The organism is Thioalbus denitrificans (assembly GCF_003337735.1).
GTDB lineage: Bacteria > Pseudomonadota > Gammaproteobacteria > DSM-26407 > DSM-26407 > Thioalbus > Thioalbus denitrificans.
Map to the genome: position 1 here is coordinate 35,768 of NZ_QPJY01000004.1, position 25,291 is coordinate 61,058.

At 67.6% G+C, this 25,291-nt stretch carries 23 protein-coding genes; 9 read left to right on the top strand and 14 right to left on the bottom strand.

The window, feature by feature from the left end:
* Positions 1 to 71: 71 nt before the first annotated feature.
* The 4 genes from DFQ59_RS10140 to adk all read right to left on the bottom strand — a co-directional run bounded on the left by DFQ59_RS10140 (position 72) and on the right by adk (position 3,397).
* The gene (locus DFQ59_RS10140; protein WP_114279596.1) at positions 72 to 797 is read right to left on the bottom strand and encodes an ABC transporter ATP-binding protein; all 726 of its coding nucleotides are present in this window, start codon (positions 795 to 797) and stop codon (positions 72 to 74) included.
* Between the two features lie 253 nt (positions 798 to 1,050).
* Positions 1,051 to 2,163: a ferrochelatase gene (gene hemH, locus DFQ59_RS10145; protein ID WP_114279597.1), complete on the bottom strand. Its 1,113-nt coding sequence runs from the start codon at positions 2,161 to 2,163 to the stop codon at positions 1,051 to 1,053.
* Between the two features lie 10 nt (positions 2,164 to 2,173).
* Complete coding sequence (gene trxA, locus DFQ59_RS10150) at positions 2,174 to 2,548, bottom strand: thioredoxin (protein WP_114279598.1); 375 nt, start codon at positions 2,546 to 2,548, stop codon at positions 2,174 to 2,176.
* Between the two features lie 195 nt (positions 2,549 to 2,743).
* Positions 2,744 to 3,397, bottom strand: coding sequence for an adenylate kinase (gene adk, locus DFQ59_RS10155; protein ID WP_114279599.1), 654 nt, complete (start codon positions 3,395 to 3,397; stop codon positions 2,744 to 2,746).
* A 222-nt stretch (positions 3,398 to 3,619) separates the two neighbouring features.
* Between adk and DFQ59_RS10160 the strand changes: the two genes are divergently transcribed.
* From DFQ59_RS10160 to DFQ59_RS10175, 4 genes are all read left to right on the top strand, one after another.
* Positions 3,620 to 4,369, top strand: coding sequence for a pentapeptide repeat-containing protein (locus tag DFQ59_RS10160; RefSeq protein WP_114279600.1), 750 nt, complete (start codon positions 3,620 to 3,622; stop codon positions 4,367 to 4,369).
* A 56-nt stretch (positions 4,370 to 4,425) separates the two neighbouring features.
* Positions 4,426 to 5,235 (top strand): endonuclease/exonuclease/phosphatase family protein, encoded by an 810-nt coding sequence (locus DFQ59_RS10165; protein WP_114279601.1) that lies wholly within the window; start codon positions 4,426 to 4,428, stop codon positions 5,233 to 5,235.
* A gap of 60 nt (positions 5,236 to 5,295) precedes the next feature.
* Complete coding sequence (locus tag DFQ59_RS10170; protein WP_245937249.1) at positions 5,296 to 6,885, top strand: gamma-glutamyltransferase family protein; 1,590 nt, start codon at positions 5,296 to 5,298, stop codon at positions 6,883 to 6,885.
* A 115-nt stretch (positions 6,886 to 7,000) separates the two neighbouring features.
* The gene (locus DFQ59_RS10175) at positions 7,001 to 8,116 is read left to right on the top strand and encodes a PilT/PilU family type 4a pilus ATPase (RefSeq protein ID WP_114279602.1); all 1,116 of its coding nucleotides are present in this window, start codon (positions 7,001 to 7,003) and stop codon (positions 8,114 to 8,116) included.
* A gap of 166 nt (positions 8,117 to 8,282) precedes the next feature.
* Here the strand turns inward: DFQ59_RS10175 and DFQ59_RS10180 are convergent, their stop codons facing one another.
* The 8 genes from DFQ59_RS10180 to maiA form a co-directional block, all read right to left on the bottom strand.
* Positions 8,283 to 8,603, bottom strand: a complete 321-nt coding sequence (locus DFQ59_RS10180) for a non-heme iron oxygenase ferredoxin subunit (protein WP_114279603.1) — start codon at positions 8,601 to 8,603, stop codon at positions 8,283 to 8,285.
* A 151-nt stretch (positions 8,604 to 8,754) separates the two neighbouring features.
* Entirely contained in the window at positions 8,755 to 9,066 is a 312-nt protein-coding gene (locus tag DFQ59_RS10185; RefSeq protein ID WP_245937250.1) for an SUF system Fe-S cluster assembly protein, read from the bottom strand.
* Between the two features lie 63 nt (positions 9,067 to 9,129).
* Positions 9,130 to 9,627, bottom strand: a complete 498-nt coding sequence (sufU, locus tag DFQ59_RS10190) for a Fe-S cluster assembly sulfur transfer protein SufU (protein ID WP_114279604.1) — start codon at positions 9,625 to 9,627, stop codon at positions 9,130 to 9,132.
* A gap of 255 nt (positions 9,628 to 9,882) precedes the next feature.
* Positions 9,883 to 11,136, bottom strand: a complete 1,254-nt coding sequence (locus DFQ59_RS10195) for a cysteine desulfurase (RefSeq protein WP_114279775.1) — start codon at positions 11,134 to 11,136, stop codon at positions 9,883 to 9,885.
* 23 nt (positions 11,137 to 11,159) lie between these two features.
* The gene (sufD, locus tag DFQ59_RS10200) at positions 11,160 to 12,485 is read right to left on the bottom strand and encodes a Fe-S cluster assembly protein SufD (protein ID WP_114279605.1); all 1,326 of its coding nucleotides are present in this window, start codon (positions 12,483 to 12,485) and stop codon (positions 11,160 to 11,162) included.
* 2 nt (positions 12,486 to 12,487) lie between these two features.
* Positions 12,488 to 13,261 (bottom strand): Fe-S cluster assembly ATPase SufC, encoded by a 774-nt coding sequence (gene sufC / locus DFQ59_RS10205; protein ID WP_114279606.1) that lies wholly within the window; start codon positions 13,259 to 13,261, stop codon positions 12,488 to 12,490.
* A 56-nt stretch (positions 13,262 to 13,317) separates the two neighbouring features.
* Positions 13,318 to 14,766: a Fe-S cluster assembly protein SufB gene (gene sufB, locus DFQ59_RS10210; RefSeq protein WP_114279607.1), complete on the bottom strand. Its 1,449-nt coding sequence runs from the start codon at positions 14,764 to 14,766 to the stop codon at positions 13,318 to 13,320.
* A 257-nt stretch (positions 14,767 to 15,023) separates the two neighbouring features.
* Positions 15,024 to 15,647, bottom strand: coding sequence for a maleylacetoacetate isomerase (gene maiA, locus DFQ59_RS20525; protein ID WP_114279608.1), 624 nt, complete (start codon positions 15,645 to 15,647; stop codon positions 15,024 to 15,026).
* 162 nt (positions 15,648 to 15,809) lie between these two features.
* On the opposite strand from maiA, the gene pdhA reads away from it, so the two are divergent.
* The 3 genes from pdhA (at position 15,810) to DFQ59_RS20530 (ending at position 19,220) form a co-directional block, all read left to right on the top strand.
* Positions 15,810 to 16,886 carry a pyruvate dehydrogenase (acetyl-transferring) E1 component subunit alpha gene (gene pdhA / locus DFQ59_RS10220; protein ID WP_114279609.1) on the top strand — a complete coding sequence of 359 codons (1,077 nt, stop codon included), beginning with the start codon at positions 15,810 to 15,812 and terminating at the stop codon, positions 16,884 to 16,886.
* A complete protein-coding gene (locus DFQ59_RS10225; RefSeq protein ID WP_114279610.1) occupies positions 16,879 to 17,868 on the top strand; it encodes an alpha-ketoacid dehydrogenase subunit beta in 990 nt (329 codons plus the stop codon). Before pdhA ends, DFQ59_RS10225 begins: the two co-directional genes overlap by 8 nt.
* A 197-nt stretch (positions 17,869 to 18,065) precedes the next feature.
* Entirely contained in the window at positions 18,066 to 19,220 is a 1,155-nt protein-coding gene (locus DFQ59_RS20530; protein WP_281268247.1) for a dihydrolipoamide acetyltransferase family protein, read from the top strand.
* A 197-nt stretch (positions 19,221 to 19,417) separates the two neighbouring features.
* Here DFQ59_RS20530 and narL read toward each other — a convergent pair whose 3' ends face one another.
* Positions 19,418 to 20,068: a two-component system response regulator NarL gene (gene narL / locus DFQ59_RS10235; RefSeq protein WP_114279611.1), complete on the bottom strand. Its 651-nt coding sequence runs from the start codon at positions 20,066 to 20,068 to the stop codon at positions 19,418 to 19,420.
* Between the two features lie 12 nt (positions 20,069 to 20,080).
* Complete coding sequence (locus DFQ59_RS10240; protein WP_114279612.1) at positions 20,081 to 22,039, bottom strand: ATP-binding protein; 1,959 nt, start codon at positions 22,037 to 22,039, stop codon at positions 20,081 to 20,083.
* Between the two features lie 292 nt (positions 22,040 to 22,331).
* On the opposite strand from DFQ59_RS10240, the gene DFQ59_RS10245 reads away from it, so the two are divergent.
* The gene (locus DFQ59_RS10245) at positions 22,332 to 23,594 is read left to right on the top strand and encodes an MFS transporter (RefSeq protein WP_114279613.1); all 1,263 of its coding nucleotides are present in this window, start codon (positions 22,332 to 22,334) and stop codon (positions 23,592 to 23,594) included.
* 49 nt (positions 23,595 to 23,643) lie between these two features.
* Positions 23,644 to 25,251 (top strand): MFS transporter, encoded by a 1,608-nt coding sequence (locus tag DFQ59_RS10250; protein WP_114279614.1) that lies wholly within the window; start codon positions 23,644 to 23,646, stop codon positions 25,249 to 25,251.
* The last annotated feature ends 40 nt before the right edge of the window (positions 25,252 to 25,291 follow it).

The following is a 25,291-nucleotide window of genomic DNA, read 5'->3' on the forward strand; positions in this document are numbered from 1 at the left end:
CGCGCATCAACGACCAAGAAAACCGATAACCTGAACAGCTTAATCCCGTGAATCCTGTAAATCCTGTCTATTCAGTTAGTTTCGTTCGTTTGCCGGATCAGGCGCCCGTCGTGGAGGGTGTAGACGGCGTCGGCGATGGCGGCGACTTCGGGGCTATGGGTGACCACCAGCAGGGTCTTGCCGCGGCGGCGGGTGAGGCGATCGAGGAGCTCCAGCACGGCCGCGCCGGTCTCCTCGTCCAGGTTGCCGGTGGGTTCGTCGGCCAGCACCAGCTCCGGGTCGTGGACCAGGGCCCGGGCGATGGCCACCCGCTGCTGCTCGCCGCCGGAGAGCCGTTCGGGGAAGCTCCCGGCGCGATCCTTCAGCCCCACCTGCGCCAGCAGATCGAGGGCGATGGCCTCGCCGCGGCCGTCACGCCGCCCCTGCAGCTCCAGCGGCAGCAGCAGGTTCTCCAGCACGGTCAGGGTGGGCACCAGGTTGAAGAACTGGAACACGAAGCCCACGTGGCTGCGGCGGAACAGGGTCCGGTCGTGCTCCCTCATGGCGGTGATGTCGGCGCCCAGCACCCGCACCGTCCCGGCATCCGGCGGGTCGATCCCGGCCACGAGGTTCAGCAGCGTGGACTTGCCCGAGCCGCTGCGCCCGAGCAGCGCCACCACCGCCCCCGCCCCCATGCGGAAATCGAGCCCCGCGAACACCACCCGCTCCCGCTCCCCCTCGCGGTAATGCTTCGCCAGCCCGGCGATCTCCACCACGGGAACGGTCACGGCCTGGGGAGACGTCTGAGGGGTTTGCATGGCAGTAATGGCAGTAATAGGCAGGATTTACAGGATTGACAGGATTTTCCAAGAAACAAGACAGCGTCAGGTTTCAGCGATCAACGATGCGCGATCCGCTTATCGGATGCAGCGCGACGCAGTACTGGCTTTCACCCGTCTCATCGGCTGGGTATCGCTGCCTCCGAGGAGGGTGGTTAATCTGCGTAATCTGCGGATAAAACTTCTGTATTTAAAATCCCGTTAATCCTGTCAATCCTGTCTATTCAAGAAATCAATCCGGCGCGCCGGCCGCCAGGGCCCGTTCGCGGCTGGCGTCGCACTCGGCGTCGGCCGTGGCGGCGTCCCAGGCGGGCGCGGTTTCGGGCCAGCCGGAGGCGTGGCGCAGAACCAGGCTTTCCAGGAGATCGATGTGGAGGGGATCGTCGTTGAGGGCGCGGATGTAGCTGTACTCCTCCCCCCCGGCGCCGAGGAACAGGTCGCGGTTCTCCACCGCCAGCTCCTCCAGGGTCTCCAGGCAGTCGGCGGCGAAGCCGGGGCTCACCACATCCACCCGCTTCACACCCGCCCGGGCCCACTCCCGCAGGGTGGCGTCGGTGTAGGGCTTGACCCAGGGATCGCGGCCGAACCGGGACTGGAACGCCACGGCCCAGGCGTCGTCCGGCAGCCCCAGGCGCTCGGCCACCAGCCGCGCGCTCTTGCGGCACTGGCAGGGATAGGGATCCCCGCGGCGGTGGTAGCGCTCGGGAATGCCGTGGAAGGAGAACAGCAGCCGTTCGCCCGGGGTGCGCTGCTCCCAGGCGGCGCGGAGGGACGCCGCCAGCGCCTCGATATAGGCCGGGTCGTCATGGTAGTGGGTGATGAAGCGAAGCTCCGGCAGCCAGCGCCAATTCCGCATCACCTCCGCGATCCGATCCACGGTGGTGGCGGTGGTGGTGGCCGAGTACTGGGGATAGAGGGGCAGCACCAGCAGCCGCTCCACCCCCGCCGCGCGCAACTCATCCAGGGCCGCGGGAATGGAGGGATTGCCGTAGCGCATGCCCAGCGCCACCTTGACGGGGCCCGGGCAACGCTGCGCCAGGCGCTCCTGCAGCAGCGCCGCCTGCTGGCGGGAAATGGACAGCAGCGGAGACCCGTCGTCGGTCCACACCGCGGCGTAGTTGCGCGCCACCCGCGCCGGGCGCACACGCAGAATGACGCCGTGGAGGATCAGCCACCACAGCGGCCGCGCCAGCTCCACCACCCGTCGGTCCCAGAGAAACTCGGCCAGGTAGCGCCGCACCGCCGCGGCGGTGGGGGCATCGGGGGTGCCCAGGTTGACCAGCAGCACCCCCGTGGCCGGCAACCGCCCATGGCGGTACCCCGGGTCGCGGACACCAGCGCTCATGGGTGGGTTCTCAGGCCTGGGCGCCGCCCTGCTCCTCGGCGATCTGGCGGTGCACCTCGGCCATGTCGACCTCGCGGATCTGACCGATGAGCTGTTCCAGCGCCGAGCCCGGCAGTGCGCCCGGCTGGGAGAAGAGGATGACCTTTTCGCGGAACACCATCAGGGTGGGAATGGAGCGGATCTGGAAGTGGGAGGCCAGCTCCATCTGGTCTTCGGTGTTCACCTTGGCGAACACGACATCCTCGTGCTGCTCGGAAATTTCATCGTAGACCGGCGCGAAGGACTGGCACGGGCCACACCAGGGGGCCCAGAAGTCCACCATCACGATGTCGTTGTTCTCGATGACCTCGACGAAGTTGTCCTTGTTCAGCTCGACAGTGCTCATTGAAATGCTCCGGCAGGTGCCCCGGCAGTACCGTGGACGGAAGTGAAGGGATTGGATTGGATTGAATTGGCGCTAGGATAGCCCAAGCGGCGGGTGAAAAAGAACCGCGCTGAGCGCGCGGTTACTGGCCCGGAAACGGAAAGGGCCCGCGTTTCCCTCCGGGGAGCGCGGGCCCTTCGTGATACCGGGGGCGTCTCAGCCGAGAGCGGCGAAGATCTGGTCCCGGATCTCGTCCACCTTGCCGATGCCGTTGACCCTGATGTACTTGGGAGCACCCTGCTCGCCGCTGTCGGCGAAGCGGGTGTAGTAGTCGATGAGCGGCTCGGTCTGGTCATGGTAGACCTTCAGGCGCGCCTTCACCGTCTCCTCCTTGTCGTCGTCGCGCTGGATCAGCGGCTCGCCGGTGGCATCGTCCTTGCCCTCTTCCTTCGGCGGATTGAAGACCACGTGGTAGGTGCGGCCGGAGGCCAGGTGGACGCGGCGCCCGCTCATGCGGCGGATGATCTCCTCGTCCGGGACATCGATCTCCACCACGGCGTCGACGCCGACACCCTGTTCCCGCAGCGCGTCGGCCTGGGGGATGGTGCGCGGAAACCCGTCGAACAGGTAACCCTTGGCGCAGTCGGGCTGCTGCAGGCGCTCCTTGATCAGGCCCATGATGATGTCGTCGGAGACCAGGCCCCCGGCATCCATCACCTTCTTCGCCTCGATACCGAGCGGGGTTCCCGCCTTCACCGCCGCACGCAGCATGTCGCCGGTGGAGATCTGCGGAATACCGTACCGCTCCTTGATGTAGTTGGCCTGAGTACCCTTGCCTGCGCCCGGACCTCCGAGCAGAATCACGCGCATCGGTTTCCCTCCTCTCATTCGTGCTGTGTGCCAGCGTCTGGTTTTCGAATTCGTGTCAAAAAGCCCCCCGCAGTGCCTGACGGGGTTAATTCCAACGTCACGAGCGGGCTATTATGCGCACACGCGCCTCACTCGGCCACTCAAGCGCAGTTAATGCTGCAACGCGCAATCACTTATGATGTCGAATGGTAGATTGAATCCGCGAACGAATTCGGGACACCCATGGAAATCAACCGCAAGACTTTCCTGCTGCTGGCAATGCTGTGCCTGGCCCCGCCCGTCCACGCCGGTTGCGACGATCCGCCGGGCCCCCAGGTGAACTGGTCCCGCTGCGACAAGGTGGGCGCGGATCTGCAGGGCCAGGATCTCAGCAACGCGGTCCTGGTGCGGACCAATCTGACCCGGGCCAACCTGGACGGTGCCAACCTGGACGGTGCCGACCTCAGCTTCGCGGACCTCACCGAGGCCCGCATGAACGGGGCCCGCCTGCGCCGCACGACGCTGGTGGGGGCCAACCTGGGCTCGGTGGCCCTGAACGACGCCCGGCTCAACGGCGCGCGGCTGGAACGCGCCCGCCTCTACCAGGCGGATCTCAGCGGTGCCCGGCTGACCGGCGCCCGCCTCTACGATGCGGATCTGAGCGGCATGACCGGGATCGGTGCCGACTTTACCGGGGCCAACCTGGAACGGACCCGGCTGGATGGCGCCGACCTGGCCGGCGCCGACCTCACCCAGGCCAACCTCGAGGGGGCCTCGCTGGAATCGGCCCGGCTCACGGGCGCGACACTCGTGAAGGCGCGGCTGGTGGGCGCTTCGCTCTACGACACCGACCTGAGTGAAGCGAATCTCGAGAAGGCGGACCTCAGCGGCGCCGATATCACCGGGATCCGGCTCGAGGGAGCCCAGCTCGGGAACGCCAGCTGGACCGACCGCCGCCGCTGCCGCCCCGGCTCCGTCGGCGAGTGCCGCTGAGGCCGGCGGCCATGACGCACTGACGCCGTCCCGCTCGGAACCCCCGCGAAGGCTCCATGCTGCGCATCGTCACCCTGAACACCTGGAAGGGCGAGGGCGACTACCCCGCGCGGCTGGAGGCCATGGGAACGGGACTGGCGCAACTCGCCCCCGACGTGGTGGCCCTGCAGGAGTGCCTGCTGGCGCCGGCCGCGGGGCTCGATACCGCCGCGGCGCTCGCCGCCCGCCTGGGCTTCCACCATGCGCTCCTCCCCATGCGCCGGAAGGTGCGCCGGGTGGGCGATCGACAGCTCGACTGCTGGGCTGGGCTTGCCCTGCTCTCCCGCTGGCCCATCCTGGAACAGTCCGATCTGACCCTGCCCTCGCTGGCCGGGGACGGCGAGCGGCGCGCCCTCCTGGCGCGCCTGGAACGTCCCGGCGGCCCGATCACCGCGGCCTGCCTGCATCTGAGCTGGCTGCCCGGCGCGGGCGGGACGCGCCGGAAGCAGCTGGAGGCGGTGCTTGCCGCCCCCCTGTGGGGCGCACCCGCGCGGCTGCGGCTGCTGGCGGGCGATATCAACGCGGCGCCGGACAGCCCCGAGCTGCGCGCCCTCGGGGACGGCGTCCACGGCTGGAGGGCCCGTTCCTGCTGGGACGCCTCGGGCGCCACGCCAGCGGCGACCTTCGACCCCGCCAATCCCCTCACGGCGCCGCTGGAGCGGCCCGCGACCCTGGACCACATCCACGCCCTCTTCCGCCCGGAGGCGGCCGCACCGTGCTTCGGCGCCGTGCGCGTGGTGCTGAACCACCCCGATCCCCACGGCACCTGGCCCAGCGATCACTTCGGCGTGCTCGCCGGGATAATCCCCCCGGCGTCCGGGGGCTAATCAGGGGCGTCCCGGCGCGCTATCCTCTACTCATGACACAACACGGTCGGGGGTAGACCGGTGAGAAGAGCAGGACGGCGCCCGCTGCGGGCGCCCCAGCGCGGCGTGGTGGCCGCCGGGCATCCACGCACCGCCGCCGCGGCGGTGGAAGTCCTGGAGGCGGGTGGCAACGCCTTCGACGCCTGCCTGGCCGCCTTCCTGGCCGCCTGCGTGGCCGAGCCGGTGCTGGCGTCCCTCGGCGGCGGCGGATTTCTCATGGCCCGCCCGCAGGGGAAGACGCCGCTCCTCTACGATTTCTTCACCCAGACTCCCGCCCACCGGCGCCAGCCCCGGGAACTCGATTTCCACCCCATCGTGGCCGATTTCGGCACCGCCCAGCAGGAGTTCCACATCGGCATGGGCTCGATGGCGGTACCCGGCGCCGTCAAGGGGCTGTTCCGGGTCCACCGCGAGCTCGGCCGCCTGCCCATGACCGACCTGGTGGCGCCGGCCGTGGCGCTCGCGCGCGAAGGGCTGCGCCTGAATGCCTTCCAGTCCTATATCTTCGATATCGTCGGCATCATCTTCCGCAGCACCCCCGGCGCGCTGGCGGTCTATGGCAGCCGCCGTGATCCGGCACGGCTGGTGGGCCACCGGGAGCTGCTGCGCCAGCCGGAGCTGGCCGATGCGCTGGAGGCACTTGCCCGCGAGGGGGAACGGCTGTTCTACCGGGGCGAGATGGGACGGCGGCTGATACGCGACAGCACCGAGGGCGGGGGACACCTGGTGGACGCGGATCTGCGCGACTACCGGGTCATCAAGCGCCGTGCGCTGCGGGTGGACTACCGCGGCAGCCGGCTCTACACCAACCCGCCCCCCTCCTCCGGCGGCCTGCTGGTGGCTTTCGCCCTGAAACTCCTGGAAGCGCTGCCGCGCGGGACGCTGGATTTCGGCACCGACGCCCACCTGGAGGGACTGGTCCGGGTCATGGCGCTGACCAACGAGGCCCGGGTACGCCACCACGCCGATCGGCCCACCGCCCACCTGGATGCCGCGAGCCTCCTCGACCCGGGCTGCCTGAGACACTACCGGGAACGGGTGCTGGGGCATCCCGCCGCACGCCGCGGCACAACCCACATCAGCGTCATCGATGCCGGGGACAACATGGCCGCCATGACCGTCTCCAACGGCGAGGGCTGCGGCTATGTCCTGCCGGGGACCGGCATCATGCTCAACAACATGCTCGGCGAGGAGGACCTCAATCCCCACGGCTTCCACTGCTGGCAGCCCGGCACCCGGATGTCCTCCATGATGGCCCCGAGCCTGCTGCTGCTGCCGGACGGCCGCCACGTGGCGCTGGGCTCGGGTGGCTCCAACCGCATCCGCAGCGCCCTGCTGCAGGTGGTCATGAACCTGGCCGACTCCGGCATGGACCTGCGCGGCGCGGTGCACGCGCCCAGGCTGCACCTGGAGGGCGAACGGCTCAGCGTGGAGGGCGGTTTCGCGCCTGATCAGGTGGAGCTGCTGCGCGGTCTGGCCGGTCAGTGCGAGGTCTGGCAGGGCCGCAACCTGTTCTTCGGCGGTGCCCACTCGGTGCTCCGCGACACCGGCAGCGGACGCCTCTCCGGCGCCGGCGATCCGCGGCGCGGGGGGGTGGCTCGGGTCGCCTGAAGCGGGGAGCCTGCGAAAGGGTTCACACTCGGGGGCCGGTCCGCTACCCTGCCGCGCCCTGAGCGTCTATGCTGAAGGCATCATAACCCACTGGCCATGCACGGAACCCGCGCCTATGGACATCACGCCCCTGCTCAAGCTGATGGTGGAGAAGAACGCCTCCGACCTGTTCTTCAGCACCGGTACCGTCCCCCACCTCAACATCGAGGGCGAGACCCTGCCGGTAGGCAAGACCCCGCTTCCCCCCGGGAAGGTCAAGGATATCGCCTACGGGGTAATGAACCGGAAACAGATCGACGAGTTCGAGGAGACCATGGAGTGCAACTTCGCCATCGCGCTCCCGGGCGTGGGGCGATTCCGCGCCAACGTCTTCCGGCAGCGGGGCGAGGTGGGCATGGTGCTGCGCCAGATCAAGTCGGTCATCCCCTCCCTGGAAAGCCTGCGCCTGCCCATGATCCTCAAGGATCTGATCATGGAGAAGACCGGGCTGGTCCTGGTTGTTGGACCCACCGGCTCGGGCAAGTCCACCACCCTGGCCTCCATGATCGACTACCGCAACCAGAACAAGTCGGGGCACATCCTCACCATCGAGGACCCCATCGAGTTCGTGCATGACCACAAGAAGTGCGTGATCGACCAGCGCGAGGTGGGGGTGGACACCCTCACCTACGGCCACGCCCTCAAGAACGCCATGCGCGAGGCGCCGAACATCATCCTGATCGGCGAGATCCGCGACATGGAGACGATGCAGTACGCCATGAGCTACGCCGAGACCGGCCACCTGGTGCTCTCGACCCTGCACGCCAACAACGCCAAGCAGACCCTCGAGCGCATCATCAACTTCTTCCCGCTGCAGGTGCACAGCCAGCTGCTCCACGACCTGTCGCTGCAGATGCGGGCGGTCATCGCCCAGCGGCTGGTGACCGGCGTGGACGAGATGCGCGTCCCCGCGGTGGAAGTGATGCTGGGCGCGCCGGATATCGCCGACCGCATCCAGAAAGCCGAAGTGGACCAGATTCCCTACACCATCGCCGAGAACACCATCATCGGCATGCAGACCTTCGACCAGGCCCTCTACAGCCTGTGGGAGAAGAACCTCATCACCCGCGAGGAGGCGCTCAAGAACGCCGACTCCCGCAACGACCTGGCCCTCAAGATGCGCATGGGCGGCGAGAGCGGCGGGGTGGAGGAGGAACCGGACGAATCGGGCCGCTACCGGTTCCGGCTCTGATTCCGGACACGGTCTTTCTTATCCGCAGATTACGCAGATTGCGCAGATTTCCCGTGGCTGGCCGGGCCAGTGCAGGCAGCTACTGATCACCCCGGATGATTTCCGCGTTATCAGGACCCCGGGTAGATTCCAATCGGCGTAATCTGCGTAATCTGTGGATGATCAGTCAGTCCCAGCGGTCGTCGCGGACCTGGACCATGCCGTCCGTCACCTGGACGGGGAAGGTGCTGACGGGTTCGTAGGCGGGCGGCGCGGTCACCTCCCCGGTCTTGATGTTGAACTTCGCCGCGTGACGGGGACAGACGATCTCATCGCCTTCCAGGTCGCCGCCGGCGAGGCAGCCGCCGTCGTGGGTGCAGACATCCTCGATGGCGTAGAACCCCCCGTCGAGGTTGTAGACCGCGATCTCGGCGCCATCGATATTCACGGTGCGGTATTGCCCCGGCGCGATGTCATCGGCCGGCGCGACGTTAATCCAGTCGGACATGGTTTTTCAGTTTTCAGTTTTCAGTTGCCGGTTGGCCGAGTGCCCTGTTCCCTGTTCCCCGCTTTAATTCGGGGACAGTTTACTTATTTCCGGGAGGAGCATGCTCGCTCAGCAACCGCGGTGCCCGGGAAATAAGTAAACTGTCCCCGAATTAAAGCAGCCCCAGCTGCAGGCGCGCGGCCTCGCTCAGGCGGTTGCGGTCCCAGGGCGGATCCCAGACCAGTTCGAGTACACAGTCCTTCACTCCCTCCACCTGGCGCACCTCTTCGGCCACCTTGCCGGGAAAGGTCTGGGCCACGGGACAACCGGGGGCCGTCAGGGTCATGTCGATGGAGACCACGCCGCTGGGATCGATATCCAGCCGGTAGATGAGCCCCAGGTCATAGATGTTGACGGGTATCTCCGGATCGTAGATGGTGCGCAGCCGCTCCTCCACCTGACTGTACAGCGTCTCTATATCCACCTTCTCCTCCGGTTTTCTCTTCAACCAGCCTAGCACTGCCCTTGACCCCCGGGTCGTGTCCGATCAATGGCCGCCGCCGATGGCGCACTGGTGGTGCTCCTCCGGCTCCTCGGTGTTGACCGTCCCGTCGACGCCGTGCATGGCCGCATGCATGGTGTGCCAGGCCAGGGTCGCGCACTTGACCCGCATGGGGAACTCGCGCACCCCCGTCAGCACCTGCAGCTTGCCCACCCTGCCCGCGGTGGCGGGATCGGGATGATCGTGGGTGAGCAGGTCGCGCACGGCCTCGAACAGGGCCTCGGCCTCGGCCTCGGTCTTGCCCATCACCGCCTGGGTCATCATGGATGCCGAGGCGGTGGAGATGGCGCAGCCGGCGCCCTCGAAACCCACATCCTTCACCACCCCGTCCTCCACGGTCATGTGGATGGTGAACTCGTCGCCGCAGATGGGGTTGAAGCCATAGGCGCTGCGGTTGGCGCCTTCCGGGCGCTTCATGTAGTTGCGCGGCTTGCGGTTGTGCTCGAGGATGACCTCCTCGTACAACGCCCTCAGATCCGACATGACTGCTACACCTCCTGATTCCGTACTGCCGCTGTGTACCGCTTGTTCATAGACAGGATTCACAGGATTAACTGGATTCCGAGAAGATTAATCCGCCGATTACGCCGATTACGCCGATTCAAGTTCTTTCTAGCTGCACAGAGTCGTATGCATTGATCAACACACGCCAATTGCCATGCAGCGTCCCATCCGTAACATCCTGTCAATCCTGTAAATCCTGTCTATTCAAAATTCAGGTTTCCGTGGCGAACCGCGTCAACGGCCCAGCACCCGGCGCACCTGGTGCAGCCCCTCCACCAGGCGCTCCACCTCCGCGTGGGTGTTGTAGAGCGCGAAGGAGGCACGCGCGGTGGCGGGCACACCGAAGCGGCGCATGAGCGGCTGGGCACAGTGGTGACCGGTGCGCACGGCGATACCCTCGTGATCGAGGATGGTGCCGATATCGTGGGGATGGGCGCCCTCCATCGTGAAGGAGATGATGGCGGCCTTCTCCGCGGCCGTGCCGATGATGCGCACGCCGGGCACCGACCGCAGGGCCCGGGTGGCATGATCCAGCAGCTCCCGTTCATGAGCCGCGGCCCGCTCCAGCCCCACGGACTCCAGCCACTCCAGCGCGGCGGCGAGCCCAATCGCACCCTCCATGTCGGGGGTGCCGGCCTCGAAGCGCAGGGGCGGCGCGGCGAAGGTGGTCCGGTCGAAGGTCACCGACAGGATCATCTCGCCGCCACCCTGCCAGGGCGGCATCGCCTGGAGATGCTCATGCTTTCCGTACAGCGCCCCGATGCCCGAGGGCCCATAGGTCTTGTGGCCGGAGAAAACGTAGAAATCCACGTCCAGGGCCTGCACATCCATCGCCACATGGGGCAGCGCCTGGGCGCCGTCCACCAGCACGGGCACGCCGCGCGCATGGGCCCGGGCCACGATCTCCGCCACCGGGTTGATGGTGCCGAGCGCATTGGATACATGGGTCAGCGCCAGCAGCCGGGTCCGATCGCCCAGCAGTCCGTCGAGCGCCTCGAGCCGCAGTTCACCGCTGTCGGTCACCGGCACCACCCGCAGCTGCGCCCCGATCTGCTGGCACAGCAGCTGCCAGGGCACGATGTTGGCATGGTGCTCCATCTCGGTGACCAGGATCTCGTCACCGGCCTGCAGGCGCGGGCGGAGAAAACTCCAGGCCACCAGGTTGATGGCCTCGGTGGCGCCGCGGACGAAGACTATCTCCCCGGGCCGACGGGCGTTGAGACGGCGCTGAACCGAACCCCGCGCGGCCTCGTAGGCCTCCGTCGCCCGCGCACTCAGGGCGTGGACCCCGCGGTGGACGTTGGCGCAATCGCGCTCGTAGAAGCCGGACACGGCGTCGATGACCGCGCGGGGCTTCTGTGTCGTCGCCGCGTTGTCCAGGTAGGCCAGCGGCTGCCCGTTGACCTCCTGGTGCAGCACCGGGAACTGCGCCCGGATCGGTTCCACGTCCAGGGGCAGGGTCATTGCGCCGGTCGTGACGGCCGTCATGCCCGACTGTCCACCGGCGGCATTCATGCCCCTGCCGCCTCCTGCCGGTCCAGCCGCGACCACAGCAGCCGCTCCAGCGCCTGGCGCAGGGGCACCAGCGGGACCCGCGCCAGCACGTCGCCCACGAAGGCGTGGATGAGCAGGCGCCGAGCCTCGGCCTCGCCCACGCCGCGGGCGCGCAGGTAGAACAGCGCGTCGCGATCGAGCTGCCCCACGGTGGCGCCGTGGGCGCACTTCACGTCGTCGGCGTAGATCTCCAGCTGCGGACGTGCGTCCATCTCGGCGTTGCGGGAGAGCAGCAGGCTCTTGTTCGACTGCCGGGCATCGGTGTGCTGGGCATCGGGATGCACCACCACCCGGCCGCTGAACACCCCGCGGGCGGCGCCGTCGAGCACCCCCTTGAAGAACTGCTCACTGGTACAGCCGGGGAGGCGGTGGTCGATGTGCAGGTGGTGATCCGTGTGCTGCCGGCCGCTGGCGACGTAGAGGCCGTTGAGGCGGGTCTCGGCGCCCTCGCCGCTGAAATCGACCCGGACCTCGGCGCGGGAGATGAGCCCGCCCAGCGCCACGGCGGTGGAGACGAGCCGGCTGCCCGCCGCCTGGCGGATGCGCAGCTCGCCCACGTGGAAGGCGCGCAGACTTTCGCGGTTGAGGCGGTAGTGCACCAGCTGCGCCTTCTCCGCCAGGCTGATCCGGGTATGGGTGTTGGTGAGGTAGCGGCTGCCCTCCGGGCCCACGTACTCCTCCACCACCGTGGCTGAGCTTTCCGCCCCGGCGATGACCAGGTTGCGCGGCGATGCCAGCGCGCCTTCTCCGCCCACGAAGACGAGGTGCAGCGGCTCCTCGATCCGGGCCCCGGGGGCCAGCTCGATGCAGGCGCCGTCGGACATGAAGGCGGTGTTCAGGGCCGTGAAGCCGCTGCCGTCCTCGGGCAGCCAGGCGAGGTGCGGACGCAGGGACTCGCCCTGCTCCGCCAGCACCGCGGCCAGGGGACGCACCCGCACGCTTGCGCCGAGTCCCGGCAGGTTGGAGAGCTCCGGCCGGTAGTGGCCGTTCACGAAGACCAGGCGCGGACCGTCCAGTCGCAGCTGCAGCAGCGACTCGATCTGGGCGCGATCGGGAACCGCCGTCCCCGGCGCGGCCGGCGTGAACACCTGCCCGGTGATGCTGGAGACATTGGTGTATTTCCACGCCTCGTCGCGAAGCGTTGGGAAACCGGTCGCGGCCAGGTGTTCCAGCGCGTTGCGGCGCAGACCGTCCAGCCAAACCAGGCCCTGGCCGGACAGCTCCGGCTGCCGTTCGCGGAACTGCTCCAGGTAGTGGATTGCGGCTTTGCTGGTGGCGGTCATGGTCATGCCCTCGCGTCGTCGCCGGTGCTGCGCTCGAGCTCGGCAATCCAGCCGTAGCCGCGCTCCTCGAGGTCCAGTGCCAGCTCCTTGCCCCCGGACTTCACGATGCGGCCATGGGCCAGGACGTGGACATGGTCGGGCACGATGTAGTCCAGCAGCCGCTGGTAGTGGGTCACCACGATGAAGGAGCGATCCGGTGCGCGCAGGGTGTTGACGCCGTCGGCGACAATCTTCAGGGCGTCGATGTCGAGCCCCGAGTCGGTCTCGTCGAGGATGCCGAGCAGCGGCTCCAGCACCGCCATCTGCAGGATCTCGTTGCGCTTCTTCTCGCCGCCGGAGAACCCCTCGTTAACGGCCCGGTAGAGGAAGTCCTCGCGCATCTGCACCAGCTTCATCCTCTCCTTCACCAGGGCGAGAAAGTCGTAGGCGTCGAGCTCTTCCCGCCCGAGGTGCTTGAGCTTCGCATTGAGGGCGGCCTTGAGCAGGTTGACGTTGCTGACCCCGGGAATCTCCACCGGGTACTGGAAGGCCAGGAAAATGCCTTCCCGGGCCCGCTCCTCGGGGGCCAGCGCCAGCAGATCCCGGCCCTGCCAGGAGACTTCGCCCCCGGTGACGGCATAATCCTCGCGGCCGGCCAGGACATTGGCGAGCGTGCTCTTGCCGGAGCCGTTGGGCCCCATGATGGCGTGCACCTCGCCGGGCTTCACCTCGAGGTCGATGCCGCGCAGGATCGGCTTGTCGTTGATGCTGGCGGTCAGGTTCTTGATGGTAAGCATGGTAAAACCTCGTGAGTGCGTGAGTTCGTGAGTGCGTTAATGCGTGCGCGGGCGGGTCAGCCCACGGCCCCTTCCAGGCTCACGCCCAGCAGCTTCTGGGCCTCCACGGCGAACTCCATGGGCAGCTCCTTGAGCACCTCCTTGCAGAAGCCGTTGACGATCATGGTCACGGCCTCCTCGGTGGAGATGCCCCGCTGCAGGCAGTAGAACAGCTGGTCTTCGCTGATCTTGGAGGTGGTGGCCTCGTGCTCCACCTGGGCGGAGGGATTCTTCACCTCGATGTAGGGGAAGGTATGGGCGCCGCACTTGTCGCCCATCAGCAGCGAGTCGCACTGGGTGTAGTTGCGCGCCCCTTCGGCGGACCTGGTCACCTTCACCAGGCCGCGGTAGGCGTTCTGGCCCCGTCCCGCGGAGATGCCCTTGGAGATGATGGTGCTGCGGGTGTTCCTGCCGATATGCACCATCTTGGTCCCGGTATCGGCCTGCTGGCGGTTGTTGGTCAGCGCCACGGAGTAGAACTCGCCCACCGAGTTGTCCCCGGTGAGGATGCAGCTGGGATACTTCCAGGTGATGGCCGATCCGGTCTCCACCTGGGTCCAGGAGATCTTCGCGTTGCGCCCGCGGCACTCGCCGCGCTTGGTGACGAAGTTGTAGATGCCGCCGCGCCCCTCCTCGTCGCCCGGGTACCAGTTCTGCACCGTGGAGTACTTGATCTCGGCATCGTCCAGCGCCACCAGCTCCACCACCGCGGCATGCAGCTGGTTCTCGTCCCGCATGGGAGCGGTGCACCCCTCCAGGTAGCTGACGTAGCTGCCCTCGTCCGCGACGATGAGGGTGCGTTCGAACTGTCCGGTGGACTTGGCGTTGATGCGGAAATAGGTGGACAGCTCCATGGGGCAGCGCACCCCCTTGGGCACGTAGACGAAGGAGCCGTCGGAAAATACCGCGGAATTCAGGGCGGCGAAGAAGTTGTCCCGCTGCGGCACCACCGAACCCAGGTATTTGCGCACCAGCTCGGGGTGCTCGCGCACCGCCTCGGAGAAGGAGCAGAAGATGATTCCGAGCTTGCCGAGCTTGTCCTTGAAGGTGGTGGCGACCGACACGCTGTCGAACACCGCGTCCACCGCGACGCCGGCCAGCGCCGCGCGCTCCTCCAGGGGGATGCCCAGCTTCTCGTAGGTCTCCAGCAGCTTCGGGTCCACCTCGTCGAGGCTCTTGGGCGCGTCCTTCTTCGACTTCGGCGCCGCGTAGTAGACGATGTCCTGGTAATCGATGCGCGGATAGTGGACATGGGCCCACTCCGGTGCGGGCATCTCCAGCCAGTGGCGGTAGGCCTCGAGCCGCCACTCGAGCATCCACTCCGGCTCGCCCTTCTTGGCCGAGATGGCGCGGATGACATCCTCGTTCAGCCCCGGAGGAAGCGACTCGGACTCCAACTCGGTCACGAAGCCGTGCTTGTATTTCTGCTGGATGAGGGCGTCGATCTCGTGGTTGGCAGTGCTCATTCGAACCTCCGTCGTGGGTCTTCACCCGGCATGCCGGGCACCGCTGCGGCACATCCCGGCGCTCACCGGCAGGGCGCGGAAACCGTGGGCGTCCGCCCTTATTCCGACTAATTTGCTCGGGTTTGGTTGCAGCAAATCCTGACTGTTTCCGTCGGACTTTTCAACCCCTCGGGAAGTGGGCTTTTGGAGCGGCGGGCGAGACGCCCCGGACGGAGCGGCCGGACGGGCATCCTGCCGCGCCCCGGGGGAGCCTGCGGTCAGTCGTCCGCGGCGAAGGCGGGCTGGCCGATGCAGTGGGCGTGGATACGCGCCACGGTGGGATAGCGGCCCGGATCCAGACCCGCCGCCAGGGCCATGCGCAGGAGCGGAACCAGGCAGATGTCGGCCAGGGTGGGACTGTCACCGTGGCAGTAGAGGCCGGTGACCGGGTTGTCCCTCAGCATGTGCTCGAGCGGCATGAGTCCGCGCTGCAGCCAGTATTCGCGCCAACGCTGCCTGGCCGCCGCGTCGAGACCCAGCTCCCCGGCCAGGAACCCCTGCACCCGGGGTTCCTCCAGCGGCTGGGTGTCGCAGGCCACCAGCTGCGCCAGGGAGCGCACCCGGGCCCGGCCGCGGGCATCGGCAGGCATCAGGGGCGGATCGGGGTAGAGATCGTCCAGGTACTCGATGGCCGCCAGTGACTGGGTCATCACCCGCTGCCCGTCCATCACCACCAGGGGGCCGGGGGCGTCGAGGCTCAGGCCGGCGGCGAGCATCCGGGTCTCCCCCCACTCCTCGCGCAGCGTCTGCAGGTCGTGGGCCTGGAAGGGGATGCCCTTGAGGCGGAAGGCGATGCGTACGCGGGAGGCGGCCAGGCTGTCGCGGTGGCTGTAGAGATCCATGCAGCGCTCCTTGGAGTTTGCCGATTCCATTCTAACCTTAATGTGGAACCCATGACGTTCGGAATCAATATCACGTTCCGGCGCCCCATGGCGTGACGGAGTGGAAACTTTGGCCGCACCGCGACCGTCCAATACTGCGTGTGACACAGGGAGTGCCCGGGAATGACTATCGTCGCCCGCTTCACCATGGACTACACCCGCTTCCTGGATCCTTCCGGGAAGGCCGTGGCCGAGTTGCCCGACTTCGCCCGTGATACGGAATGCCTGGTCGCCCTCTACCGTGCGATGGTCCTGACCCGGGTGTTCGATACCCGCGCCGTGGCCCTGCAGCGCACCGGGCGCCTGGGCACCTATGCCTCCACCCTCGGTCAGGAGGCCATCGGCGCCGCCCTCGGCGAGGCGATGGCCCCGGAGGATGTGCTGGTGCCCTCCTACCGCGAGACCGGCGCCCAGATTGCGCGGGGGGTGAAGATGAGCGAACTGCTCCTCTACTGGGGCGGCGACGAGCGGGGCAGCTGCTTCACCGGCCCGCGGGAGGATTTCCCCATCAGTGTCCCGGTGGCCAGCCAGAGCTGCCACGCGGTGGGCGTGGCCCTGGCCTTCCGGCTGCGGGGCGAGCCGCGGGTCGCGGTTTCGGTCTGCGGCGACGGCGCCACCTCCAAGGGCGATTTCTACGAATCGCTCAATGCCGCCGGGGTGTGGAGGCTGCCGCTGGTGTTCCTGGTGAACAACAACCAGTGGGCCATCTCCGTGCCCCGCTCGCGCCAGAGCGCCGCGGAGACCATCGCCCAGAAGGCCGTCGCCGCGGGGTTCAGCGGCGAACAGGTGGACGGCAACGACGCGGTGGCCCTGCGCGCGGTGCTGGACGAGGCCATCGGACGGGCCCGGGAGGGCGGCGGCCCCACCCTGGTGGAGGCGCTGACCTATCGCCTCTGCGACCACACCACCGCCGATGACGCCAGCCGCTACCGGCCCGCCGAGGAGGTGAGCGGCCACTGGGCGGAGGACCCCGTCGTCCGCCTGCGCAACCACCTGGTGGCCGCTGGGGTATGGCGCAAGGCCGAGGAGGAGGCGCTGCTCGACGAGTGCTCCCGGGCGGTGGAGGCGGCCGTCGCCGAATACGAGAGCCTGCCGCCGCAGGAACCGGCGTCCCTGTTCGACTATCTCTACGCCGAGCTGCCCGCGGCGCTGCGCGAACAGCGCGAGTCGCTGGTCCGGGGAGGCGGCGGCGATGAGTGAGAACGGCGGCATCACCCTGGTGGAGGCGGTCAACCTGGCGCTCGCCCGGGAGCTGGAGCGGGATCCCTCGGTGGTGGTGCTGGGAGAGGACGTGGGCGTCAACGGCGGGGTGTTCCGCGCCACCGCCGGCCTGCAGCAGCGCTTCGGCGAAGCCCGGGTTCTCGACACGCCGCTGGCCGAGACGCTCATCGCCGGCATGTCGGTGGGGCTCGCGGCCCAGGGCTTCCGCCCGGTGGCCGAGATCCAGTTCATGGGCTTCATCCACTCCACCCTGGACCAGATGCTCAACCACGCCGCGCGGCTGCGCAACCGCACCCGCGGCCGCCTGACCTGTCCCATGGTGCTGCGCGCCCCCTTCGGCGGCGGCATCCATGCCCCGGAGCACCACTCCGAGAGCACCGAGGCCCTGTTCGCCCACATCCCGGGCCTGCGGGTGGTCATCCCCTCCTCCCCGGCCCGCGCCTACGGCCTGCTGCTGGCCGCCATCCGCGACCCCGACCCGGTGGTGTTCCTGGAGCCCAAGCGCATCTACCGCGCGGTGAAGGAGCCGGTGGCGGACGACGGCCAGGCCCTGCCGCTCGATGCCTGCTTCGTGCTGCGGGAGGGCGGTGACGTGACCCTGGTGACCTGGGGCGCGCTGGTGCGGGAGACCCTGGCCGCCGCCGACACCCTGGCGGGCGAGGGCGTGGAGGCGGAGGTCATCGACGTGGCCACGGTCAAGCCCCTGGACACGGAGACCATCCTGGCCTCGGTGGCCCGCACGGGCCGCTGCGTCATCGTCCACGAGGCGGCCCGCAGCGGCGGCGTCGGCGCCGAGATCGCCGCGGTACTGGCGGAGCGCGGCCTCACCACCCTGCTCGCCCCGGTGGTGCGCGTGACCGGCTACGACACCATCATGCCCCTCTACCGCCTCGAGCACCTCTACCTCCCGGACGAGGCGCGCATCCTCGCCGCAGTGCGCGGGGTCATGGAGTACGCATGAAGTTTTGTTTTGTTATCCGCAGATTACGCAGATGACGCAGATTCGTTCCGGGAGGCTGCATGCTCTGTAGCACAGACCAGCTTCACAGCCACTCCAGAGCACAGCCGGACAGCAGGCTATCCGCCCGTTTGTCGTCTGCCGCGTCTAGCCGGAACAACATATCTGCGTAATCTGCGTAATCTGCGGATAACCAAAAAATGGAGCGCCTGGTGATGAACGGGAACCTGTTCTACCTGCCCGACCTGGGCGAGGGGCTGCCGGAGGCGGAGATCCGGGAGTGGCACGTGGCCGTGGGCGACAGCGTGGTGCAGGACCAGCCGCTGGTGTCGGTGGAGACGGCGAAGGCCATCGTGGATATCCCCTCGCCGCGCGCCGGGTCCATTGCCCGCCTGTTCGGCGAGCCCGGCGAGATGGTCCACACCGGCGACCCGCTGGTGGAGTTCGACGTCGAGGGTTCACGGCGGCCGGATACCGGAACGGTGGTGGGCGAGGTGAAGGGCGCCGGTGAGAGCGCGGAGAAGCCGGCTGCGGAGACGCGGCGCGAACACGCTGCGCCGGCCCGGCAGCAGCAGTCCCTGGGCGCGAAGGCCACCCCTGCCGTGCGTGCCCTGGCCCAGCGGCTGGAGGTGGATCTCGCCATCGTCACCCCGAGCGGCCCGGACGGGCTCGTTACCGCGGCGGACGTGCAGCGGGTCGCCCGCATCCTGGCCGAGGTGGGCCCCATCGAGCCCCTGCGCGGCGTGCGCCGGGCCATGGCCGTGAACCTGAGCCGCGCCCACGCGGAGGTGGTGGGCGTCTCGATCCACGATGATGCGGACATCCAGGCCTGGGCATCCGATGCGGATGTGACCCTGCGGCTGATCCGCGCCCTGGTGGCCGGTTGCGCCCGGGAACCGGCCCTCAATGCCTGGTACGACGCCCACGCGGTGGGACGCCGGGTGCTGAAACCCATCCACGTGGGTATCGCCGTGGACACCACCGACGGCCTGTTCGTGCCCATCCTGCGCGATGTGGCCGGACGCCCGCCGGATGACCTCCGCGCGGCACTGGATCGGATCAAGGCCGATGTCCGCTCCCGCAGCATCCCGCCCGCGGAGCTGCGCGGCCATACCATCCTGCTGTCCAACTTCGGCACCTTCGCCGGCCGCTACGCCACCCCGGTGGTGCTGCCGCCCACCGTGGCCATCCTCGGCGCCGGCAAGGCCCATGATGCCGTCGTGGCCGTCGACGGGGCCCCCGCCGTGCACCGCATCCTGCCCCTGTCGCTCACCTTCGATCACCGCGCCGTCACCGGCGGCGAAGCCGCCCGCTTCCTCGGCGCAGTCCTGGAGGATCTCGAAAAGCCGGCGTAAGGGGCTGCGGTCTGAAACCGAAAAGACGGTTTGTCCGCAGATTACGCAGATAAACCCGCCATTCGGTCAGGTGACGGCTGTCCATGCAGACACCCGCCGCATCGGCTTGAACGCCTCACCCGCTCACATCGCAACGGGATTGCAATACCTGTTTATCTGCGTAATCGGCGTAATCTGCGGATAATAAAACGATCCTTTCAGCGGTGGCCCTGCTCCACCGCCCAGACGGCGGCCTCGACGCGGGAGCGCAGCTTGAGCTTCTTGAGGATGTGCTTGACGTGCACCTTTATGGTGCCCTCGGCGATGTCCAGCTCGCGGGCGATGACCTTGTTGCTGTAGCCGCGGGCCAGCAGCTTCAGGATCTCCGACTCGCGCTCGGTGAGCCCCGATTCCGCCACGCTGCGGGGCCGGGTCTCCTCGCGCAGGGCCCGGGCCAGGAGCTCGGTGAGCCGATCACTGATGACCACCCGCCCCTGCCGCGCCTCCTCCAGCTGCGCCAGGATCTCCTCCGGCTCCATGTCCTTGAGCAGGTAGCCGTCGGCGCCTGCGCGCAGGGCGCCCACCACGTCGTCTTCGCTGTCGGAGACGGTGAGCATGATCACCCGGGCGTCGAGCTCGCCGCTCTTCAGCACCTTCAGGGTCTGCAGGCCATCCATGCCCTTCATGTTCAGATCGAGCAGCACCAGGTCCGGCGACAGCGCCTGTGCGAGCTTCACGCCCGACTCGCCGTCCGGGGCCTCGCCCACCAGGCGCAGGCCGGGATCCATGGCGATCAGATCGGCCACCCCCTTGCGGAACAGGGGGTGATCGTCAATCACGAGTACGCTGGTGGTTTCCGTTTCGGACATGTTGACTCGCTCTCAGGTGTGCAGGTTGTGGAACCGGTCCATGTCCCGGCCCGGCTTGAATACGAGCTCCACCCGGGTACCGCCCCCGGGCGCTGGAAGCATCCGGATCTCCCCCCCGAGACTGCGGGCGCGCTCTTCCATGATAGCAAGGCCGTAGTGATGGCGACGCTGCGGCCGGGGGGGAATGCCGCGGCCGTTGTCCTCCACCACCACCGTGATTCGGCCGCCGGCATCGGCCTCCAGGCTGACCCGCGCCCGGGTCGCCTCGGCATGGCGGGAGACGTTGGAAAGCGCTTCGCGCACCAGCTGCAGGACGTGGATCTCCTCGTTCGGCGAGAGCTGAACCCCCTGCAGCCGGTTCTCCAGCTCGATGGCGACCGCTCCCCGCCCGCCGAACTCCGCCACGGTCTCCTCCAGCGCCTGGCTGAGCCCGCGCCCGTCCATCTTGAGGCGGAAGGTGGTGAGCAGCTCCCGCAGCTGCCGATAGGCGCTGCTCACCCCCTCCCGCAGCTCGGTGACCACCTCCCGGGCCACTGCCCCGTCGTCCTGCTGGCGCAGGGCCATGTCGAGCCGGCTGACCTGGATCTTCAGGTAGGACAGGGACTGGGCCAGGGAGTCGTGGAGCTCGCGGGCAATCACGCCGCGCTCCTCGTAGAGGGCCAGGCGCCGGCTTTCGTGCAGCCGCTGGCGGGTGGTGAGGGCGGCGCCGATGTGTCCGGCCACGGTCGTCAGGAGCCGCTTCTGCCAGGGTTGGAGATCATCGCCGGCCGGCAGCTCCACCAGCAGCGCGCCGTAGCGCTGCTCCTGGTCGCCGATGGGCAGCGACAGCAGCCGCTGGCGCCGCCCGTCAGCGCCCGGCACGTCCACCGTGTGGGTGGTGCCGTCGCCCAGGCAGAGGGCGCAGTCGGGCCAGGTGCAGAGCGCATCGGCCCCATCCGCACGGGTCGTGGTCAGCCTGAACGCCCGGCTGTCGTCGGCGTGGTCGCGGAGGCAGATGCTCCCCGGCCCCACCTCCGCCAGGGTCTCCAGGTCCTCCAGGACCGCCCGGAAGCTGGCCTCGGTCAGCGGCGGCTCACCCAGGCGCTTGCTGGTGATGTAGAGCAGTTCCAGGGAGCGGTTGCTGCGTTCCAGGTCCCGGGTCTTGCGCCGAACCAGCTCCTCCAGTCCCGCGTACATCCGCGACAGGTCCTGCGCCATGACGTTGAAGGCGCGGCCGAGCCGGCCCAGCTCGTCGGCGCTCTCGTAGCGGGTCCGCGCGCTGAGGTCACCCCGCCGCAGCTGCTCGGCGCAGGCGAGCAGATCCCGCAGCGGCAGCAGCACGTCGGTGTGCATCAGGTACATGGTGACCACCACCACCACCACCGTGAGGAACAGCGACACCACCTGGAACAGCCGCAGCCGCTGGATCTTGTTTTCCGCGTCCTCCTCGAGCAGGCCGACCAGCCGGTCGATCTCCGCGACGAAGCCATCCACAAGGTTGAGATAGCGGGCCCGGATATTGCCGCGGGTGGCGTCGGCCAGCTCGGCACTGATATCGCCGTGCAGACCTTCCGCCCACCCCGGGTGCGGGGTGGGGGCGACCACGCCGACATAGACATTGAGGATGGGTTTGATCAGCCGCTCCCACTTCCGGCTCACCAGCCGGTAGGCGGCGTTGAGCTTATGTTCGGGATCGTCGGGAATCACGCTTACCAGGCGCGGGCTGTCGAGCCGGGATTCGAACTCCCGCACCAGGGCCTCGGTGGTCCGCCAGTAGGCCTCCGGATCCATGTCACCCGCATACACAAGGTCCGTGGCGATGCGGTAGGACTGCATGCGCAGGGAGCCGGCCTGGTTCACCGCCGAGGCCACGCCCTGGGTGGTCTCGGCAATGAAGACCGAGCTCAGCATGCCCAGGAAGGCGAGCGCCGTGATGGTGGCCATGGCCAGCCCCAGGCGCAGCAGCAGGGAGCGTTCGAAGATTTTCGCCATGGACTGATGATAACCCGCCACCCGCGCTGTTATTAGGGAATACCCACAATTCCCCAGCGTGCTTGACCCATTCCGCCGCCCCACCCCTGGACGCCTGTTTTTCTGATGTTTTTCATATTGTTATTACATGTACCCCAGTTACTCATTTGGTGGTATTCCGATGAAAACAGTCGCTTTCTCCCCCCATTGAGACCCGCCTGGAGGCGTGCCTAGACTCGGCCGCAACGCTGAAAAACCCCATCGGGCAGCGGAGATTCAACGGCACGACGGTGTCTTGACGGAGGGAACGGCCATGCCGAGCCAACGCGCAAAACAGCTCTCGGTCCTCACCATGAACACGCTGGCCTTCACCGCCTGCTTCGCGGTGTGGGTCATGTTCTCCATCATCGGCATCCCCATCAAGGAGACGCTGGTTCTCAACGAGACCCAGTTCGGCCTGCTGGTGGCCACTCCCATCCTGACCGGCTCCCTGCTGCGTCTGCCCCTCGGCATGATGACCGACCGGTTCGGTGGCCGGCCGGTCCTGTTCGGCCTGCTGCTGGCGGTGATACCGCCGCTGTGGCTCATCGGCGGGGCCACCGAATTCTGGCAGTTCCTGGTGCTGGGCCTGTTCGTCGGTGCCGCCGGAGCCTCCTTCTCCGTGGGCATCGCCTACACCGCCCGCTGGTTCGAGAAGAAGACCCAGGGCTTCGCCATGGGCATTTTCGGGGCCGGCAATGCCGGCGCCGCGCTCACCAAGTTCGTCGCCCCGAGCATCGTCGCCGCCTGGGGCTGGACGGCGGTGCCCAAGACCTACGCCGGGGTGATGATCGTGGTGGCCGTCGTGTTCTGGATGTTCACCCACTCCGATCCCGACCACCGGGTGGAGGCCCACATCACCATCCGTGACCAGCTGCGCGCCCTCAAGGACCCGCACGTCTGGAAGTACTGCCAGTACTACTCCCTGGTGTTCGGCGGCTTCGTCGGCCTCTCCCTGTGGATGACCAAGTACTACGTCTCCGAGTACGGCCACGATCTCACCCATGCGGCGCTGATGGCCGCCATCTTCGTGCTGCCCTCGGGTGTAATCCGCGCCCTCGGCGGCTGGCTGTCGGACCGCTTCGGCGCCCACACGGTCACCTGGTGGGTCATGTGGGCATCGCTCGGCTCGCTGTTCTTCATGTCCTACCCGAACACCGAGCTGGCCATCGCGACCGTGGACGGCGGCACGGTACGGCTCGGACTGCACCTGCCCGAGTGGGGCTTCACCGTGTTCCTGTTCGTGGTGGGCATCGCCTGGGGCTTCGGCAAGGCCTCGGTGTTCAAGTACCTCTCCGACGAGTACCCGAAGAACATAGGCGTCATCTCCGGCATCGTGGGGCTGGCGGGCGGCATGGGCGGGTTCCTGCTGCCCATCCTGTTCGGCGTGCTGCTGGATGTCACCGGGGTGAACAGCACCGCCTTCATGCTGCTGTTCGGCATCACCCTCGTCTCCCTCATCTGGATGCACTTCTCCGGCGAACGGGAGAAGGACCGCCTGATGCGTCACCAGGACCTGGTGGACGTGCTGGAGTGAGCGCGCCCATCGCACGGAACGTCGGTTCCAGCAACTCGAGGAAAAGATCATGTCAGACATAAAGACCTGGGACGTGGAGGACCAGCGCTTCTGGGACTCCACCGGCAAGAAGATTGCCAACCGCAACCTCTGGATCTCCATCCCGAGCCTGCTCTGCGGCTTCGCGGTGTGGCTCTACTGGGGCATCATCACGGTGCAGATGCTGAACCTCGGCTTCCCGTTCCAGCCCGCGGAGCTGTTCACCCTCTCGGCCATCGCCGGGCTTACCGGCGCGACGCTGCGCATCCCCTCGAGCTTCTTCATCCGCATCGCCGGGGGACGCAACACCATCTTCTTCACCACCGCCCTGCTGATGATTCCCGCCATCGGCACCGGCCTGGCGCTGCAGGACCAGAACAGTCCGCTGTGGGTGTTCCAGGCACTGGCCTTCCTGTCGGGCTTCGGCGGCGGCAACTTCGCCTCCAGCATGTCCAACATCAGCTTCTTCTACCCGAAGCGGATGCAGGGCCTGGCGCTCGGCCTCAACGCCGGGCTCGGCAACGCCGGGGTGACCACCATGCAGATCCTGGTGCCCCTGGTGATGACCTTCGGCCTGTTCGGCGGTGAGCCGATGATCCTGCAGAACACCTCGGGAACCCTCATCGGCAAGATTCCCGCCGGCTCCGAGACCTGGATCCAGAATGCCGGCTTCGTCTGGCTGCTGCTGCTGGTGCCGCTGGCCTTCGCCGGCTGGTTCGGCATGAACAACATCCGCACCGAGGAGGTCTCGCCCCATCCGGGTTCCCCGGTAGGCGCATTCTCCAAGATCACCGGGATGCTACTCATCGGCTTCATCACCGCGGCCGCCGGCCTGTACCTGATCCTCCCGGCCCCCACCGGGATCGGCCTGCCCGGCTGGACCAAGTGGTTCGTGCTGGCGGGCATCATCGCCGCCACGGTATTCCTGCTCAAGCAGATCCCCGGCGACATCAAGCCCAACCTCCAGCGCCAGTTCCGCATCTTCGGCAACAAGCACACCTGGGTGATGAGCGTCATCTACACCATGACCTTCGGCAGCTTCATCGGCTATTCCGCCGCCTTCGCGCTCGCCATCAAGGTCATCTTTGGCTACAGCCACATTCCCGGCGCCGACGGCCTGATGACCCATGACACGGTGAATCCCAACGGTCCCAGCGCGCTGATGTACGCCTGGATGGGCCCCTTCATCGGCGCCCTCATCCGCCCCGTGGGCGGCTGGATCGCCGACAAGCTGGGCGGCGCCAAGGTCACCCAGTTCATCACCATCGCCATGATCGTCAGCGCCCTGGGCGTGGCCTACTTCATGGCCGCCGCCTACCGCTCGGCCACCCCGGAGGAGTACTTCCTGCCCTTCTTCCTGCTGTTCCTGGTGCTGTTCGCCGCCAGCGGCATCGGCAACGGCTCCACCTTCCGCACCATCGCCATGGTGTTCCCGAAGGAGCAGGCGGGCCCGGCCCTGGGCTGGACCTCGGCCATCGCCGCCTACGGCGCGTTCATCATCCCGCAGGTGTTCGGCGAGCAGATCAAGGCCACCACCCCGGAGTACGCCCTCTACGGCTTCGCGATCTTCTACTTCATCTGCCTGCTGCTCAACTGGTGGTACTACCTGGGCCCCAAGGCGGAACACAAGAACCCGTGATGTGCGTGAGGCGCGAGGTGTGCGAGGGGTGAGTGGTCAG

What these genes read in the sequence shown, in the direction of transcription:
- DFQ59_RS10140 (WP_114279596.1), bottom strand. Translation starts at nt 797, where the DNA reads ATGCAAACCCCTCAGACGTCTCCCCAGGCCGTGACCGTTCCCGTGGTG.
- hemH (WP_114279597.1), bottom strand. Translation starts at nt 2,163, where the DNA reads ATGAGCGCTGGTGTCCGCGACCCGGGGTACCGCCATGGGCGGTTGCCG.
- trxA (WP_114279598.1), bottom strand. Translation starts at nt 2,548, where the DNA reads ATGAGCACTGTCGAGCTGAACAAGGACAACTTCGTCGAGGTCATCGAG.
- adk (WP_114279599.1), bottom strand. Translation starts at nt 3,397, where the DNA reads ATGCGCGTGATTCTGCTCGGAGGTCCGGGCGCAGGCAAGGGTACTCAG.
- DFQ59_RS10160 (WP_114279600.1), top strand. Translation starts at nt 3,620, where the DNA reads ATGGAAATCAACCGCAAGACTTTCCTGCTGCTGGCAATGCTGTGCCTG.
- DFQ59_RS10165 (WP_114279601.1), top strand. Translation starts at nt 4,426, where the DNA reads ATGCTGCGCATCGTCACCCTGAACACCTGGAAGGGCGAGGGCGACTAC.
- DFQ59_RS10175 (WP_114279602.1), top strand. Translation starts at nt 7,001, where the DNA reads ATGGACATCACGCCCCTGCTCAAGCTGATGGTGGAGAAGAACGCCTCC.
- DFQ59_RS10180 (WP_114279603.1), bottom strand. Translation starts at nt 8,603, where the DNA reads ATGTCCGACTGGATTAACGTCGCGCCGGCCGATGACATCGCGCCGGGG.
- sufU (WP_114279604.1), bottom strand. Translation starts at nt 9,627, where the DNA reads ATGTCGGATCTGAGGGCGTTGTACGAGGAGGTCATCCTCGAGCACAAC.
- DFQ59_RS10195 (WP_114279775.1), bottom strand. Translation starts at nt 11,136, where the DNA reads ATGACGGCCGTCACGACCGGCGCAATGACCCTGCCCCTGGACGTGGAA.
- sufD (WP_114279605.1), bottom strand. Translation starts at nt 12,485, where the DNA reads ATGACCGCCACCAGCAAAGCCGCAATCCACTACCTGGAGCAGTTCCGC.
- sufC (WP_114279606.1), bottom strand. Translation starts at nt 13,261, where the DNA reads ATGCTTACCATCAAGAACCTGACCGCCAGCATCAACGACAAGCCGATC.
- sufB (WP_114279607.1), bottom strand. Translation starts at nt 14,766, where the DNA reads ATGAGCACTGCCAACCACGAGATCGACGCCCTCATCCAGCAGAAATAC.
- maiA (WP_114279608.1), bottom strand. Translation starts at nt 15,647, where the DNA reads ATGGATCTCTACAGCCACCGCGACAGCCTGGCCGCCTCCCGCGTACGC.
- pdhA (WP_114279609.1), top strand. Translation starts at nt 15,810, where the DNA reads ATGACTATCGTCGCCCGCTTCACCATGGACTACACCCGCTTCCTGGAT.
- DFQ59_RS10225 (WP_114279610.1), top strand. Translation starts at nt 16,879, where the DNA reads ATGAGTGAGAACGGCGGCATCACCCTGGTGGAGGCGGTCAACCTGGCG.
- DFQ59_RS20530 (WP_281268247.1), top strand. Translation starts at nt 18,066, where the DNA reads ATGGAGCGCCTGGTGATGAACGGGAACCTGTTCTACCTGCCCGACCTG.
- narL (WP_114279611.1), bottom strand. Translation starts at nt 20,068, where the DNA reads ATGTCCGAAACGGAAACCACCAGCGTACTCGTGATTGACGATCACCCC.
- DFQ59_RS10240 (WP_114279612.1), bottom strand. Translation starts at nt 22,039, where the DNA reads ATGGCGAAAATCTTCGAACGCTCCCTGCTGCTGCGCCTGGGGCTGGCC.
- DFQ59_RS10245 (WP_114279613.1), top strand. Translation starts at nt 22,332, where the DNA reads ATGCCGAGCCAACGCGCAAAACAGCTCTCGGTCCTCACCATGAACACG.
- DFQ59_RS10250 (WP_114279614.1), top strand. Translation starts at nt 23,644, where the DNA reads ATGTCAGACATAAAGACCTGGGACGTGGAGGACCAGCGCTTCTGGGAC.